The 15,978-nt window shown below is 44.6% G+C and carries 14 protein-coding genes and 1 tRNA gene; 11 read left to right on the top strand and 4 right to left on the bottom strand.

Going from position 1 to position 15,978, the window contains the following annotated elements; translation table 11 throughout:
• Positions 1–43 precede the first annotated feature (43 nt).
• The 3 genes from MUB50_RS09040 to MUB50_RS09030 are packed head-to-tail and all read right to left on the bottom strand — an operon-like array spanning position 44 to position 3,386.
• Positions 44–1,984: a V-type ATP synthase subunit I gene (locus tag MUB50_RS09040; RefSeq protein ID WP_118625180.1), complete on the bottom strand. Its 1,941-nt coding sequence runs from the start codon at positions 1,982–1,984 to the stop codon at positions 44–46.
• 18 nt (positions 1,985–2,002) lie between these two features.
• On the bottom strand, positions 2,003–3,046 hold the full coding sequence (locus MUB50_RS09035; protein WP_118625182.1) for a V0D/AC39 family V-type ATPase subunit: 1,044 nt from the start codon (positions 3,044–3,046) through the stop codon (positions 2,003–2,005).
• A gap of 19 nt (positions 3,047–3,065) precedes the next feature.
• The gene (locus MUB50_RS09030) at positions 3,066–3,386 is read right to left on the bottom strand and encodes a hypothetical protein (protein WP_110103699.1); all 321 of its coding nucleotides are present in this window, start codon (positions 3,384–3,386) and stop codon (positions 3,066–3,068) included.
• A gap of 645 nt (positions 3,387–4,031) precedes the next feature.
• Between MUB50_RS09030 and trmB the strand changes: the two genes are divergently transcribed.
• From trmB to guaA, 6 genes are all read left to right on the top strand, one after another.
• The gene (gene trmB / locus MUB50_RS09025) at positions 4,032–4,688 is read left to right on the top strand and encodes a tRNA (guanosine(46)-N7)-methyltransferase TrmB (protein WP_118515347.1); all 657 of its coding nucleotides are present in this window, start codon (positions 4,032–4,034) and stop codon (positions 4,686–4,688) included.
• A gap of 10 nt (positions 4,689–4,698) precedes the next feature.
• Positions 4,699–6,027, top strand: coding sequence for an MATE family efflux transporter (locus MUB50_RS09020; RefSeq protein WP_118625186.1), 1,329 nt, complete (start codon positions 4,699–4,701; stop codon positions 6,025–6,027).
• Positions 6,028–6,141: 114 nt separating this feature from the next.
• Positions 6,142–6,315, top strand: coding sequence for a hypothetical protein (locus MUB50_RS09015; RefSeq protein ID WP_158293305.1), 174 nt, complete (start codon positions 6,142–6,144; stop codon positions 6,313–6,315).
• A 94-nt stretch (positions 6,316–6,409) separates the two neighbouring features.
• Positions 6,410–6,482, top strand: a tRNA-Lys gene (locus MUB50_RS09010).
• Between the two features lie 714 nt (positions 6,483–7,196).
• Positions 7,197–8,759 carry an alanine/glycine:cation symporter family protein gene (locus MUB50_RS09005; RefSeq protein WP_118625188.1) on the top strand — a complete coding sequence of 521 codons (1,563 nt, stop codon included), beginning with the start codon at positions 7,197–7,199 and terminating at the stop codon, positions 8,757–8,759.
• A gap of 100 nt (positions 8,760–8,859) precedes the next feature.
• Positions 8,860–10,437, top strand: a complete 1,578-nt coding sequence (gene guaA, locus MUB50_RS09000; RefSeq protein WP_021652384.1) for a glutamine-hydrolyzing GMP synthase — start codon at positions 8,860–8,862, stop codon at positions 10,435–10,437.
• 292 nt (positions 10,438–10,729) lie between these two features.
• Here guaA and MUB50_RS08995 read toward each other — a convergent pair whose 3' ends face one another.
• Positions 10,730–11,260, bottom strand: coding sequence for a helix-turn-helix domain-containing protein (locus tag MUB50_RS08995; RefSeq protein ID WP_009247529.1), 531 nt, complete (start codon positions 11,258–11,260; stop codon positions 10,730–10,732).
• Between the two features lie 448 nt (positions 11,261–11,708).
• On the opposite strand from MUB50_RS08995, the gene MUB50_RS08990 reads away from it, so the two are divergent.
• The 5 genes from MUB50_RS08990 to MUB50_RS08970 all read left to right on the top strand — a co-directional run bounded on the left by MUB50_RS08990 (position 11,709) and on the right by MUB50_RS08970 (position 15,953).
• Positions 11,709–11,897: a transcriptional regulator gene (locus MUB50_RS08990; RefSeq protein ID WP_009247528.1), complete on the top strand. Its 189-nt coding sequence runs from the start codon at positions 11,709–11,711 to the stop codon at positions 11,895–11,897.
• Entirely contained in the window at positions 11,898–12,989 is a 1,092-nt protein-coding gene (locus tag MUB50_RS08985; protein ID WP_009247527.1) for a site-specific integrase, read from the top strand.
• On the top strand, positions 12,979–13,314 hold the full coding sequence (locus tag MUB50_RS08980) for a plasmid mobilization protein (RefSeq protein ID WP_009247526.1): 336 nt from the start codon (positions 12,979–12,981) through the stop codon (positions 13,312–13,314). Before MUB50_RS08985 ends, MUB50_RS08980 begins: the two co-directional genes overlap by 11 nt.
• Positions 13,304–14,458 carry an AAA family ATPase gene (locus MUB50_RS08975; RefSeq protein ID WP_009247525.1) on the top strand — a complete coding sequence of 385 codons (1,155 nt, stop codon included), beginning with the start codon at positions 13,304–13,306 and terminating at the stop codon, positions 14,456–14,458. Before MUB50_RS08980 ends, MUB50_RS08975 begins: the two co-directional genes overlap by 11 nt.
• 355 nt (positions 14,459–14,813) lie before the next feature.
• Entirely contained in the window at positions 14,814–15,953 is a 1,140-nt protein-coding gene (locus tag MUB50_RS08970) for a plasmid recombination protein (RefSeq protein WP_019190307.1), read from the top strand.
• Positions 15,954–15,978 lie beyond the last annotated feature (25 nt).

Below are 15,978 nucleotides of genomic sequence, written 5' to 3'. Positions count from 1 at the left end.
TTAATTGAATGCCCGGATCAGAATGCGTTCCGACTCTGGCATTTTATTTGTTCTTGGAGCAGAACGGCTCGAATTTCCGTCCGCTGCCCTTGTAAAAACGGCTGAACATTTCGTAATATTCCAGACGGAGTACCTGGATACCTACGATCAGGCCCTCCATAGCGCATACAAACAGGTTTCCGAGAATGATGACGATCCAGTTCGGACTGCCGTTCTCTGCGCCTGCAAGCATAAGTACAACCTCCATCATAGCTGCGTGGCTGACTGCAAAAGCACCGATACGCACGAAGGAGAGTGTATTGGAAAAGTAGCTCAGGATAACCTCGAACAGTTCAAAGATACCCTGTACGATAAACATGCCTTTTTCTTTTGGCATAACCTCGGCTTTTTTTTCTACCAGGTTTGTAAGAGGCTCCTTGAAGAAAATAAGAAGCAGCGGTAAAACAAACATAATGGCAAGGACTGCACCACCCGGAACAGCATGCCCGGATACAAAAAGTCCGATGCAGAGAACTGCGGAGCCATAAAATACAAGTCCTGCCACAGCGTTGGTGTCAAACCAGGTTTTTTCAACGTCATGCATCTTAAAGGAATTGATGATGTTGAAAACCATACACAGGAGGATGATTCCCATGCCGAAGCCGATGGCAACAATAAATACGGTATTCAGTTTTCCGATAAAAGGTATGGTCGTCATACTGTTCACAGGCCGCAGCCACAGAGCAGGTATGACATCCTCAAATCCAAAGATGCTTCCGAACATCAGACCGAAAAATGTGGAAAAGACTCCGGCGCAGCTGATGATTCCGGCAAGATCGATATGCTTTAGTTTGTACAGGAGCAATCCTCCGATAAAAAGCAGGAGTCCCTGTCCTGCATCACCGAACATGGCTCCGAAAATAAAGGAGTAGGTGATGGCGACAAACCAGGTGGGGTCCATCTCACCATAGGCGGGAAGTCCGTACATTTTTACATACATTTCAAAGGGCTTGAAAAGCTTTGGGTTTTTCAGCTTGGTCGGTGGCTGATGGTTCTGGTCGTGCTCCGGCGTATTGGTATCTTCTCCGTCTACCAGGCAGAAGATTTTTTCGTCGGATGAGATTTCGGCTTGAAAGGCTCTGGTGTCGGCTTCTGTCATCCAGCCGCAGAGAATATAGAAATTTTCATGCTTTCCGGTGCAGGCAGCCGCTTTACGGACATCGAAATTTCTGGAAAACTGAAGAAGGGTGTTTCTGGCGGTAACGATGGCTTCTGCCTGATCCGCAAGAAATCTCTGGTATTTCTGTTTCTGTGCTTCCAGATGCTTCAGGGCATCCTCGTATTGTTTGCTTACGCTTGAAAATGCCTGCTGGGCAGTTCCGGTATAATTATCCGGCACAAAGATCTTCTCAAAGTGCATAGAAGAGTAGGCGGCATCGATTTTGTGCGCTTCATGCTTCGGTACGAAGTAAACGCCCCAGACGTATTGGTCATCTTCATCACATTTAAGGAAGATCGTGTTCAGATTGTCGTAAATATATTTCTTGAATTTCTCATAATACTGTTTCTCGATACGTCCGAAATGAAAATGGATATACTTCAGATGAAGTATGGATGAAATATCATAATCAATATTTCGGAAGGGACGTATGATCCGCAGTGACTCTTCCAGAGAGGAACATTTTTCTTCCAGTTCGGACTGTTCCTTCTGGAGCTGATCCGCCTGGGAGCGGATCTCCTTTACTGTGGAAAGTGCTGTTTCAATACCCGGGCTTCTGTTGGAAGTGGACGGAGGAGTTTTTAGCTCCTCATAAATGGTATTGATGGAATTTAAGGCATCTCTGTAAGGGTTGACATCCAGGAAAGGCGTCAGACTTTCTACTGTGGTCAGCTCTGAGAGAGCGTTTTCCAGATGGATCTCGTACTTGCACAGGTAGGTGTTTACAACCCGGTCGATATCTGCCTTGGGACCGGTGATGCTCAGAAAATTCATTTTTTCAATCACGTTGCTACCTCCTGGTTATTAACCGTTGCGTATATAACGCAGGGATTGTTCTGGGTCCACGCCATAGCGCACGCATTCAAGGGCAATGGTCAGACGGTTGACTTCATGTTCTTTGTGATATAAATAGGAATAGATGACTGCTACGGAATAGGGATCCTTGCGTGCTTCCTGTTCCAGTATGCTGCGAAGAATATAGTTATAAAATTCTTCCAGACTGGCGACGGTCAGCTGTTCGTATTTTTTACCATAATAAGTCCCATTGAAGATACGACGGAACTCTTCTGGTGTAGGGGCTTCCACAAGGGTGGTGATCTCCTCTTTGCGGAGCTTGTAGTTCATGGGGACCAGCAGTGCGTAAATAGCAGCCGGTTCCATCTGAAAGCAGCGTTTGGAGCGCTGGATGAACTGCAGGTTCAGCATATCGAATTTTTCACCGTAAGCCCTGGTGATCTGTTTCAGATCGTTACCTTTGAAAAGCTTCTTCCGCACATTCCAGATCTGTGAAAAATACGAAAGGTCAAGTGCCATGCCGAAGTCAAAAAGCGTGGCATTTCCACGTTCATTGACCTGAGACAGCGGAATAAAAAAATCATTTCCCTTCAGTGCCGCAATGAATTCATCCATATTGGTGCAGGCGGCAAGCCTGTCAATGTCCAGCTTGGAATGATGTCTGAAAAAATCGCGGTAGGGAGAAATATCCACGGGATCGGTGTCCCGGTGGTCAAAGAGATTCGTCATGATTTCTTTCAGGACGCGGATCTCATAACGCCTCGAGTAAAGCGACAGGAACGTTCGCTGTTCCTGATTTGCAAAGTGGTAAAGCCTTGAAAAATTCAGGAAGATGGATTTCTTCAGGAGTTTTTCTATCTGTCCGCGGTGAAGATCATTTTCATCGAGACCGGACCAGACATTCTGATATTCAGGAGTCCGTTTCAGGTAGGCTGTTACCTGGGGGACATTGGGAAGCTGAACGATTTCTTCCAGCTGCTCATCTGTCACAAGCCTGCTCTGCATGGCGCGGATCTTGGTGGAGAGTCCGCTGTATGAGAGGACAGAGCCCATTGAATCACTTCCTTTCCCTTCAGGTTTCGGTGATGCCTGTTATTTTCTGAAACAGCTCACTGCAAAGACTTTCGTGATGGGCTTCGTAATAGGCGTCCAGCCTGGAAAGCTGGTTTTCGGTTTCTGCACGAAGCTCATTGATCCGGGCGTCTTTCTCACGGGCCAGATCTTCACGGATCTTCTGGATCTCGTCGCTGGTTTCTTTTTCAAGTGAAGCGTCGAATTCCTTCGTCTGTTTTTCTGCTTCTTCCGAGAGAGCCTGTTTCTGTCGCGCAGCGTCCTGCATGATGGCATTGGCTGTAGCTTCGATTTCCGAAAGCTTATTTAGGATTTGTTCCATAGCGCCCTCCTTGTTTGTTTATAGTTTATAATTGATTTTTATATGATACACCTTTTTTATGGTAAAAACAACTAAAAAATTGTTAAATTTTTTGCAATTATTGAATAAATATGTTCAAAAAGAGACGAAAAAAAGAAATTTGTTTATTAGACGATGATTGAGTTTTGGGAAAAAATGAAAACCGCAAAGGGGCCGTAAAGCCACGGCCCCTCTGCACACCCCTCGGGCTTTTTTTAGGAGTTCTTGGTTGTGGCGGTGTGAGGTTGTTGACTTGTGTATGTATGCTGCGGTGTTGGATGTGTGAGGTTGAGCCGATGTATGTGGATGCGGATGGTGTTGGATGCGGACGGCGAGGCGCGTTGCTGTCGCCTGGTTGAGAGGGTTTGAGTGGATGCGGATGGTGTTGGATGCGGATGGTGTTGGAAGTGGACGGCGAGGCGCGTTGCTGTCGCCTGGTTGGTTGGGTTTGAGAGGATGCGGTGGTGTTGGGGTGGACGGCGAGGCGTTTTTGTTGTTGCTTGGTTGAGGATTTTTTTTATTTTTTGCTTGCGGCGGGGTGGGGGTTACATGTATAGTTGAGTATTGGAATGTTGTTTGATAAGAATCATTGAGACATTATTATGGAAAGATTATTGGAGGTTATTTATGAGATTACGAAATATTCCGGGTGCTAAGGATGCTATTTTGGATTGTGAGTGGGTAGTTGATGAGCCGGAGAGGTTTAAAGGAAAGTGGGATGAGGTTTTTGGAGTGAAGAGACCGCTTTTTCTGGAAGTTGGTATGGGGAAGGGGCGTTTTCTGATGGATATGGCAAGACTTCATCCGGAGAGAAATTTTGTGGGAATTGAGATGTATGACAGTGTGCTTCTTCGGGCGCTGCAGAAGAGAGAGGAACTGGAATCGGCAGGAGAGGAGTTTTCCAATCTTGTTTTTATCCGGGTGGATGCAAGATTGCTGCCGGAGATTTTTGAGAAGGATGAGGTTAATGGGATCTATCTGAATTTTTCGGATCCGTGGCCGAAGGCGCGTCATGCAAAGAGAAGACTTACGTCCAGGGAATTTCTGGCAAGATATGAGAAGATTTTGAAAAAAGAAGGAACTGTAGAGTTTAAGACAGATAACCGTGGTCTGTTTGAGTTTTCCCTGGAAGAGGTTAGGGATTCCGATTGGAATCTGGAGGTGTGTACCTTTGATCTTCATCATGATGAGGAGCTGGTGAAGGGAAATGTCATGACGGAATATGAGGAGAAGTTTTCTTCTATGGGAAATCCGATCTGTAAAATGGTGATCAGACAGAAATAGAGGGAATAAGATGCAGGAAGAAATTTTTGAAAAGTATCCTATACCAAAGGCATATTTTAAGCTGGCACTTCCGGTTGTGTTCAGTATGGTTATCTCGCTTGTTTATAATATGGTAGATACGTATTTTATCGCAGGAACCGGCAATACGGATCTGGTGGCGGGGGTTGCCCTTGGATCACCGATCTTTACCCTGATGATCGCGCTGGGAGATATTTTCGGACTTGGCGGCAGTTCTTTTATTTCCAGGCTTTTTGGAGAAAAAAGATACGAGGACGCAAAGCGGATCAGCGTATTCAGCTTTTATGGCGCGATCGTCAGCGGTGTTGCAGTTGCGGCTGTACTGATGATCTTCAGAAGTCTGGTATTGGGACTTCTGGGTGCAAGCGAGGCCACTTGGGAGTATGCGTCACAGTATTATACCTGTATTGCACTGGGTGCGCCGTTTATCATTGTTGCGCTGACACCGTCCAATCAGTTACGAACAGAAGGATTTGCGACGGCTTCGATGGTTGGTTCTGTACTTGGCGCAGTTGTAAACATTATTCTGGATCCGATCATGATCTTTGTACTGGGCTGGGGTGCGGCCGGCGCAGCTACAGCGACCGTGATCGGAAATGTTTGTACCGATATTTTCTTTGTATGGTTTCTTATTAAAAAGAGCAAAAATCTTTCTGTGGATCCCAGGGGATTTCACATTTCCAGGTCGGAGATAGGAGCGGTTTTTGCCATTGGTATTCCGGCTTCTGTTACTAATCTGATGCAGAGCATCGGAATTGCGCTGACAAACCGCGCGTTGCTGGGATTTGGTGACGATAAGGTTGCAGCTATGGGAATCGTTATGAAAATTAATATGATCGCTGCGTTGGTCCTGGTTGGTTTTGCCTTTGGTGGACAGCCGCTGACCGGATACAATTACGGCGCGAGAAACCGCACAAGGTTGAAAGCAACTTTGAAGTTTGCATATCTTCTTGAGGGAGGAATGGCGCTTGTACTGATGGCGGTACTTGGATTTTTTGCCCCGCAGATGGTAAAGATCTTTATGAGCGATCCTTCCGTTGTGGAAAATGGCGCGCTGATGCTTCGGCTGCAGCTGGCGGGAATGTTGTGTATGGGAATCGTGCTGATCAGCACCTGTACGTTTCAGTCTGCAGGACAGGCTATGGGAGCTTTTCTGTTATCAGTGAGCAGACAGGGAGTGGTCTTTGCGGTTGTACTGATGATCGCTCTTAAGGTGGCAGGGTATCATGGCGTTCTGGCTTCTCAGGCAATCTCGGATTTCCTTACGGCAGTGCTGGCGGTGGTGCTGGTATGGCGCTGGTGGAAAAAAGTGGATTTCTAAGAGTCCGCTTTAAATACTTTGCGCAAATATCAGGAAACAGATCAGGATATTTTCATATAATAAAATATCCGTGATGTTGGAAAGGTATTTGCGCAAAGCAGGAGGCCATAAGTTTTGAAAAAAAGAAAATTCAGATCCTTGCAGCAGAATCTCCATACGGTAAGCCGCAGCATTAACAGCCAGGCTGCCCATATCAGAAATTCGTTGTCGGAAATGGAAAAAATGCTGGATAAAATTGCATCAAATGAAGATATAAAAAATAAAAAAGAAAAAAATAAAAAAAATTAAAAAAAGGTGTTGACTTTCTTCAAATCATAACGTATAATACAACATGTCTTGAGGAACGAACGAAACAAAAAACGAAAGACAAACAATTAAATAAGCGTCTTTAGCTCAGTTGGTAGAGCACCTGACTCTTAATCAGGGTGTCCAGGGTTCGAACCCCTGAAGACGCACTAAAAGCACTGTTTTTGCAGATATGGAGCTGCGGGGACGGTGTTTTTTCGTTGCGTTTATGTGGGGGTTAAGGTGGGATATCCGGGTGTTTGATTCAGATATTATAGATCAGATGTTTTTTTAGGAAAAGTACCTCAGATAAAAAGGAGGGCCGGGTCTTGGAAGGGACCCGGCAGAGTATGAAAAGAAAAATAAGTAATGATCTATAAGATGAAAAAGCTTTGTGCTTTATTTGATTAATAATATACCGTCAAAATGTGATGGAACTGTGAGAAGCGTTTTAAAAATTTGTGAGGAAAGTCTAAATATCTTATAAAGTCTGATAAACTGCGAAGAAGTTATTCGGTGTAGAGCCGCGTAGCGAAGCGGATTGCGAATATCCGCTTGACTCGAATCAAGTAAGTCCCCTGCGGGGGGCGAAAAGCAATAGCAGTCGGTGGGGCTTGTAAGAATAGAAAATTCTGAAATTTGTACAAAAATAGTGAAAATAAATAAGACTTTTTTAAGCCGATACGGTATAATAAACCATAGCATAAAAATCCGGAGGGGAAATGAACGAGTATGGATGTGGTACACATGTTATATGAACAGGTGCGGAAATTTTTCTGAGGGGTATAAATGAATATATCTATATTTTATATTCAGCGGAAAATGTGATATCCGGAAAGATGGTTCAATTCTGAGGTATTCAGATGAAAAGGGAGGAGATGGCTATGGAGAAAGTGTTTGAGGCGATCAATGGAGTGTTCAGCTTTATCGGTCCACTGTCTGATTTTCTGTGGGAGTTCCCCACGAATTTTGACTGGTACAGCAGTATCCCGATTCTGGGAAATATATCCTTTGCGATCATATTACTTCTTGGGTCCGGGATTTTTTTCAGTTTCAGGATCGGTTTTATGCAGGTGACTTACTTTAAAAAAGGAATCCGAACCATGACGGAGAAACGTGTTGTGGAAACAGGAATTTCGCCGCTTGCATCGTTTTTCCTGAGTTCAGCTATGCGTGTAGGACCGGGAAATATCCTGGGCGTAACAGGTGCTATTGCAGTGGGTGGACCGGGGGCCCTGTTCTGGATGTGGATATCTGCGTTTTTCGGGATGGCAGTTGCATACATGGAGGGTGTCCTTGCTCAGATTTTCAAGGAGAAGAAGGACGATGAGTTCGTAGGAGGTCTTCCTTTTTATGGGAGAAAGCTTCTTGGAAATAAGGTATGGATCGGTGTTTTTCTTTCGGTATTGTATATTCTGTATGCGCTTTGCTGTCTGCCGGCACAGGGCTTTAACGTTGTTTCATCAGTAGGACGCATGGCAGAGATCATAACCGGAAAAACCATTCCAAGCGGATCAGCCTTCTATTATATAGTAGGTACACTGATCGTAATCCTCACAGCAGCTATCGCATTTGGCGGAATCAAAAAAGTATCCAGATGGACAGATATGATGGTGCCGGTGATGGCAGTGCTCTATATGGTAGTAGTGTTACTTCTTATCATATTGAATTTTACCCGTATTCCGTATTTCTTCGGAAGTGTGTTTGCAGGAGCCTTTAAGCCGGATGCATTTTTTGGAGGTGTTTTTGGAACAGTTCTTGCACAGGGCGTAAAACGAGGCCTGATGTCCAATGAGGCTGGTCAGGGAACGATCACCATGTCAGCAGCAGCAGCTGACGCAAAGCATCCATGTGAGCAGGGTGTGATCGCTTCTCTGGGAGTTTTTCTTGATACCATTGTGATCTGTACACTTACCGGATTTGTGGTAGTTATGGCACATTGCTGGACGGGAGCAGATGCGGAAAGCTGGCAGGCTCTTGATAAACTTCCAAAATATACGGAGTCCATTGCTGTGCTGACTCCGGGAACTGCAATGAACGGGATCGTTACATTTCTTGTAACCTTATGTTTCTGCCTGTTTGCATTTACCTGTCTGCTTGGAATGATCAGTTTTTCGGAAATCGCAGCCAACCGTATCCGCAAGGATAAGATCTGTATTAATTTTGTACGCTGTATCGGTCTTTTTGTTGCCGCATTTGGTATCCTCTGTAATATCGCAGGACTGGAGCTTGGAAATCTCTGGGCATTTTCTGATCTTGGAAATATTCTGATCGTATTTTTCAACGTACCGATCGTTTATGTCGGTGCGAAATATGTTTTCCGGGCGACCAGACATTATAAGAAGAATGACGGTACTCCGTTTACATCGGAGATAATTGGAAGAAATGACTGCGCTTACTGGGATGAGCAGGCAAAAAAAACAGTGAAAAATTTTTCCGGAAAATAAAAAGTCCGGCGGGAGATAAAATTAGCATTGTAAAAGTGCATGTACTCATTTATAATGAGTAACAGATTCTAAAGATGTTATAAATAACAGGAGGAAAGCCTTGAAAAGAGAATTAGTTATTGTCATTGATTTTGGCGGTCAGTACAATCAGCTGGTTGCAAGACGTGTCAGAGAATGTAATGTATATTGCGAAATTTATTCTTACAAGACAGATCTTGAGAAGATTAAAGCGATGAATCCTAAGGGAATCATCCTTACCGGCGGACCAAACAGCTGCTATGAGGCAGATTCACCGACTTACCAGAAGGAATTATTTGAGCTTGGTATTCCGGTACTTGGACTTTGCTATGGAGCACAGCTCATGATGCATGTCCTTGGCGGAAAAGTTGAGAAGGCAGATGTCAGCGAATACGGTAAGACAGAGCTTCTCATCGATAAGAAAGATTCCAGGATCTTCAAAAATGTATCCGACAAAACAATCTGCTGGATGAGCCATACAGACTATATTTCCCAGACTGCACCGGGATTTGAGATCGCTGCACATACTGCAGACTGTCCGGTAGCAACTGCACAGAATGAAGAGAAGAAACTGTATGCGATCCAGTTCCACCCGGAAGTACTGCACACAGTAGAAGGAAAGACAATGCTGTCCAACTTCGTACTTGGTGTCTGCGAATGTGCCGGAGACTGGAAGATGGATGCCTTTGTTGAACACACGATCAAAGAGATCCGCGAGAAAGTTGGTGATGGAAAAGTTCTCCTTGCCCTGTCAGGTGGTGTAGATTCCTCCGTAGCAGCAGGACTTCTTTCCAGAGCGATCGGCAAGCAGCTTACCTGCGTATTTGTAGATCATGGTCTTCTTCGTAAGGATGAAGGTGATGAGGTTGAAGGTGTATTCGGACCGAATGGTCAGTTTGACCTGAACTTTATCCGCGTGAATGCACAGCAGAGATATTACGACAAGCTTGCCGGTGTTACAGAGCCTGAAGCGAAGCGTAAGATCATCGGTGAGGAATTTATCCGTATCTTCGAGGAGGAAGCCAAGAAGATCGGTGCTGTAGATTTCCTTGCACAGGGAACCATTTATCCGGACGTTGTAGAGAGCGGTCTCGGCGGAGAATCCGCAGTGATCAAATCCCACCACAACGTAGGAGGCCTTCCGGATTTCGTTGACTTCAAAGAAATCATTGAGCCACTTCGTGACCTGTTCAAAGATGAGGTCCGTAAAGCCGGCCTTGAGCTTGGAATTCCGGAAAGACTGGTATTCCGTCAGCCATTCCCGGGCCCGGGACTTGGAATCCGTATCATCGGTGAAGTTACCGAGGAAAAAGTACGCATCGTACAGGATGCAGACTACATCTACCGTGAAGAAGTCGACAATGCAGCCGCCGACTACAAAAAAGAACACGGAGAAGATCCGTCCTGGATGCCGAACCAGTACTTTGCAGCCCTTACAAATATGCGAAGCGTAGGTGTAATGGGAGACTTCAGAACATACGATTATGCAGTGGCGCTTCGCGCCGTTAAGACCATTGACTTCATGACTGCGGAGTCTGCTGAGATTCCTTATGCAGTACTTAATAAGGTGATGAACCGTATTATTAATGAAGTTAAGGGCGTAAACCGCGTATTCTATGATCTTACTAGTAAGCCGCCGGGAACGATTGAGTTCGAATAAATCGAGTTGCTTAAAAAAGCCAGTGTTTATGCGGGTTTCAGCGATTTCGATTAGTCTTTTGATAACAAATTGATAACAGTCATAGCAAGTGCCATTATTCTTGTTATCCAGTGGTTTATGGGTAACGGAACAATTAACAGGTGGCTTGCAGACTAAAGTTCGGAGCTTGGCTCTGAACAAATTCCATATTATAAACTAAGCCCTTAGCTGTGGTTAATAACCATAGTTAAGGGCTTTTTTGTCGTTGCCAAAGCATCTGTAGGGAGCTGCCAGTGGCAGGTCCTGTAGGTGCTTATTTATCTTTCAAGTGGTCTTTGAATGCTTCCACGAGAGCGTCACTTAATTCCTGTGATGGAACTTTTGCCCAACGCTGTGTGGTGTCGAACTCTGGATAATGGTAACGCCAGTTATCGTATTCTTCTCTGTTGATTTCTTCGGAAGATAGCTTGTCTGCCTGTTCTTTCCAAGCATACAGCATTTTGAGGAGTTCATATGCTTCTCTGCCTTTGTCCTTGTTGACCTTTAAGCATACCTCTCCGTCTGCTTCACTGACAGTAAGACCGTAAATATCTTCAAGGGTAAACAGAGTGTGCATAAGACCGATATAGCTGTCTATGTCAGGAACATCAAGAGCCTGTGGAGAAACATCAAGCACCTGTGCCAATGCATTTGTAAGGTCTGCTTTCGGTTTGCGTGTACCAGTTTCGTACTGTGCCAAACGCACATCAGCACTCTTTTCTGGAAAACCGATTGCTGTACCGAGATACTTTTGTGTCATACCACGCATTAGTCTGAAAAAATGTATTCTTTCGCTGATAGCCATAATGATACGCTCCTTTTATATTTAGTGAAATAAGTATAGCAGAAATGTTTAGTGGAAGTCAAGAAAAACCGAAACAAAAATGTTTAATATTTTCTTTGCAACCACTTGACAATAGCAAATATGTTTAGTAAAATAAATTACGAATTAAACAAATATGCTTAATGCGACAACTGAATGACCGTCCGAAAAGCCAAACCGCCAAGACCTCGTCGGAGCAAGTTCCGTATCGTTCGCTTGTGTGCAAGCACAAAAGCTCATTCGCTGCACTGCTCCTCCTCTTCCCCAAAAGTCTCCGACTTTTCGGGAACCCCTATACGAGCGAGCGCCTGATGTACTGCGGTGCATTGGGACAGCACAGCGCCTGCCGACAAGCAGGAGTGCCTGTTGGAACTTTAACACGGAGAAAGCGGCAAGCAAAAAATTATTTTAAGAAAGGAAGAAAAAGGATATGGAAAACAGATTTATCCGAGCCGAAGATGTGGCTCAGGAACTAAACGTATCAAAACCTTATGCATATAAACTCATCAGACAATTAAATGAGGAATTGAAAGCAAAGGGCTTTATTACGATTGCAGGGCGTGTAAATCGCCAGTATTTTTACGAAAGGCTCTACGGAGCAGGAAAGGGGGAAATGTAAATGCCGGTATTTAAGAATGAAGATAACGGTACTTGGTATGTGATGGCAAGGTATGTGAACTGGAAAGGGGAACGCAAGCAGAAATGCAAGCGTGGCTTTGCTACCAAACGAGAAGCACAGGAATGGGAAAGAATGTTCAAATTGCAGACTTCTTCAGACCTTGATATGAGTTTTGAAGCCTTTACGGAGCTTTATATCAATGATGTGAAGAACCGTTTGAAGGAAAACACGTGGCTTACCAAAGAGCATATCATACGCACAAAGATACTTCCGTATTTCGGGAAACTGAAAATCAGCGAGATTTCCACAAAGGAGATTATTACTTGGCAGAATGAAATGCTTGCCTATCGTGATGAGAAGAAAAAGCCTTATTCACAGACGTATCTGAAAACGCTGCACAATCAGTTGTCCGCCATTTTCAATCACGCTGTCCGCTACTATGAACTGCGTTCCAATCCTGCGGCAAAGGTGGGAAATATGGGACGTGAGGAACACAAGGAAATGCTGTTCTGGACAAAGGAAGAATACAAGAAATTCTCTTTTGAGATGATGGACAAGCCTGTTTCCTTTTATGCGTTTGAAATGCTTTACTGGTGCGGTATCCGAGAGGGCGAGCTGTTAGCTTTGACTCCGGCAGATTTCAACTTTGATAAGGAAACAGTCACAATCAATAAATCCTATCAGCGTTTGAAAGGGCAGGATGTGATTACTTCTCCGAAAACGAAAAAGAGCAACCGCACGATTAAAATGCCGAAGTTTCTGTGTGAGGAAATGAAAGAATATCTCGGTATGCTTTACGGATTGAAGAAGAAAGACCGTATCTTTACGGTGACGAAAAGCTATCTTCATCACGAGATGGACAGAGGGGCAAAGGCGGCAGGCGTGAAGCGTATCCGCATTCACGATCTCCGTCACAGCCACATTTCACTCTTGATTGATATGGGCTTTTCTGCGGTGGCGATTGCTGACCGAGTTGGTCACGAAAGTATTGATATTACTTATCAGTACGCACACCTCTTTCCGTCAAAGCAGATTGAGATGGCAGAAAAATTAGATGATTTAGGGAAAGGAGATTTTGAAAATGTCAGCTAAGAACAGAGATAACAAAAATCGTTGGAGGAATATCACAGTAGGGTTTCGAGTATCGCCCGAAGAAAACGAACTCATTAACAGAGCTGTAGCTCTATCAGGATTGCCAAAACAGGAGTATTGTTACCGCCGTTGCTTAAATCAGGATGTGGTGGTACAGGGCAATCCGAGAGTGTATAAGGCGTTGAAAACGGAATTTGCCACAGTCCTTGCGGAACTGAAAAGGATTGAAGCAGGAAAAGGTGTGGATGATGAACTGCTGAGTGTAATAGAACTGATTTCCATTATTCTCGGCGGTTTGAAAGGAGAGGATGCGAATGGAGAATAAAAAAGAAATGACTATTCCAAATGTATCTGCGGCAACAGATGCGGAACAGTCACTTTCCAAATGTACTGACAATAGTATAGTCAATCAGGATACGGATTTCAAGGGGTACGAGCAATCTTTTGAAGAAATGCAAAGGGAAATACTCAGACAGTTAGACCCTTCCTATCTGAAAACAGTATCAATGACAACGCTGTATGATACGGTGTTTGAGGTTCAGACACCACTTATCGACGGTCTGCTCCAAAGGGGAACTTACCTTTTCGTAGGTTCCCCGAAAGTGGGAAAGAGCTTTATGATGGCACAGCTTGCCTATCATATCAGCACAGGCACACCGCTTTGGGAGTATAAGGTGCGTAAGGCAACGGTGCTTTATTTTGCCCTTGAAGATGATTACCCACGTTTGCAGAAGCGATTGTTTCAGATGTTCGGTGCAAAGGAGACAGGCAATCTGTATTTCGCAACGGAATGTAAAACGGTCAATGGCGGACTGGAAGAACAGATAAGAGGGTTTATGAGGGAACACCCAGACACAGGCTTGATTATCATAGACACCTTAAAGCGTGTGCGTGAAGCAGGCGGAGCAGATTACAGCTACGCAAGTGATTATGATGTTGTGGCAAGGCTGAAAGCGTTGGCAGACAGTTACAAGGTTTCAATGCTTATTGTTCATCATACACGCAAACAAAAATCGGAAGATATATTCGATATGATTTCAGGCACGAATGGTCTGATGGGTGCGGCAGACGGTGCATTTGTTCTCAGTAAGGACAAGCGTACTTCCAACAATGCCACACTTGATGTTGCTGGCAGAGACCAGCAGGATATGAAAATCCATCTTGTAAGGGACAGCGAGCGATTGGTGTGGAACTTTGCAAAATCGGAAACGGAGATGTGGAAAGAACCGCCCGAACCTCTGCTTGAGAAGATAGCGGATACGCTCTTTTCGGAAAGTGACAGATGGGAAGGAACTGCTTCGGAACTTTGCGAAAGGCTTGCGGTGGATATAAAGCCGAATGTACTTTCTTTAAGGCTCAGTATCAACGCAAGCAGGCTGTTTCGTGATTACGGTATCCGTTATCAGAACAGCCGCACACACGACGGAAGAAAGGTTTCACTTTGGAAAGAAACCGAGCAGACGGCGTGACAAACGGTGTCAAAGGTGTCAATGTTTTTGAGAGCAGCACGCTGTGAAAAACATTGTCACCATCGTCACACTTTGACACCGGATAAAGTTTAGGGGAGTGTGCAGAGAGTGCCTTTTCAAAGGCGGCTCTTTGGTCTCGCCTGCTGGCTCGGTCGGTTCGCAGGCGTGTGTGCCACCGGCACACGCTCACCCCTCGGAGAGCCTTCGGAGAACGCAAAACCTGTTTACAGGTCGCATTTTTGATGGGTGTACCCGTCAAAAGTGCTTTTGCGTTACTTTTGACAAAAGTAACAAAACCTGAGAATGTTGAAATTTACAGATGGGAGATGAAAAAATGCAGAGAACGATAAGTGCAATGGTCGGTAAAGGCTCGGTCAATCACAATAGCCGAAAGTTCCGAGCAGAAAATGTAGACGGAACTCGTACTCATCTCAATATCGACTACTGCAATGAAAATATAAAGACAGTTTATCACGAATTGTTTGATGAAGCATTGGAAAGATACAATGCCAAGCAGATAAGGTCAGACCGAAAGATAAAAGATTATTATGAAAAAATCCGAAGTTCCAAGCAGGAAAAACCGTTCCACGAAATCATTTTACAGGTGGGCGGTAAGGGAAATATGAACGCCGATACGGAAAACGGAGAACTGGCAAAGCAGATTTTAGATGAATACTATCAGGGTTTTCAGGAGCGAAATCCACAGCTTCGGGTGTTCTCGGCTCATCTGCATATGGATGAAGCTACACCACATCTGCACATAGATTTTGTACCTTTTACCACAGGCAGCAAGCGTGGACTTGATACAAGAGTGTCACTAAAGCAGGCTCTTGCAACGCAAGGTTTTAAGGGCGGCAGTCGTGGCGATACGGAGTGGTCGCAATGGATACAGTCCGAAAAAGAACAGCTTGCGGCGGTGATGGAACGTTATGGGATTGAGTGGGAACATTTAGGCACACACGAAAAACATCTTTCTGTTTTGGATTATAAAAAGCAGGAAAGAGAAAAAGAAGTGGCGGCATTAGGTGCGAAAATCGAGCAGAAACAGATTGAATTTGATGTGTTGTCGGAACGAGTATTGAACTATGATAAGGCAAAAGACGAGCTGTCAAATCTTGAAATAGAGCTTGATACTGCACCGAAATATCAGTTGCCAGAACCAGAGAAATTTATGACTGCAAAGGCATATAAAACCAAAATGGCAGAGCCGGTTGTAAGGAAATTGAAGCAACTTGTCAAAACGGTGCTTGCCCGCTGCTTTGAGGGGTGGGACAACTATCATAGGCTGAATACAGCGAATGCACAGTTATACCGCACCAATCAGCGTTTGGAGAAAGTCAATGAAAGATTGACCGAAGAAAACAAAATCCTAAAAGCAGAAAATAAAGATTACAGCCTGCTCCGTAAGGTTTTTGGTCGCAAACAGATAGATGATTTGTTGGAGCAGGCAAGAACAGTTAAAGGTCGCAAGCGTGATAATACACGATCACGATAGACAAAAATCACAGGAGGAAAAGGAA

Origin of the sequence: Blautia sp. NSJ-140 (assembly GCF_022868965.1) — a bacterium.
Classification (GTDB): Bacteria; Bacillota; Clostridia; order Lachnospirales; family Lachnospiraceae; genus Blautia_A.
Note: the sequence above shows the minus strand (reverse complement) of the source record. Positions and strands in the feature narration are given on the sequence as shown.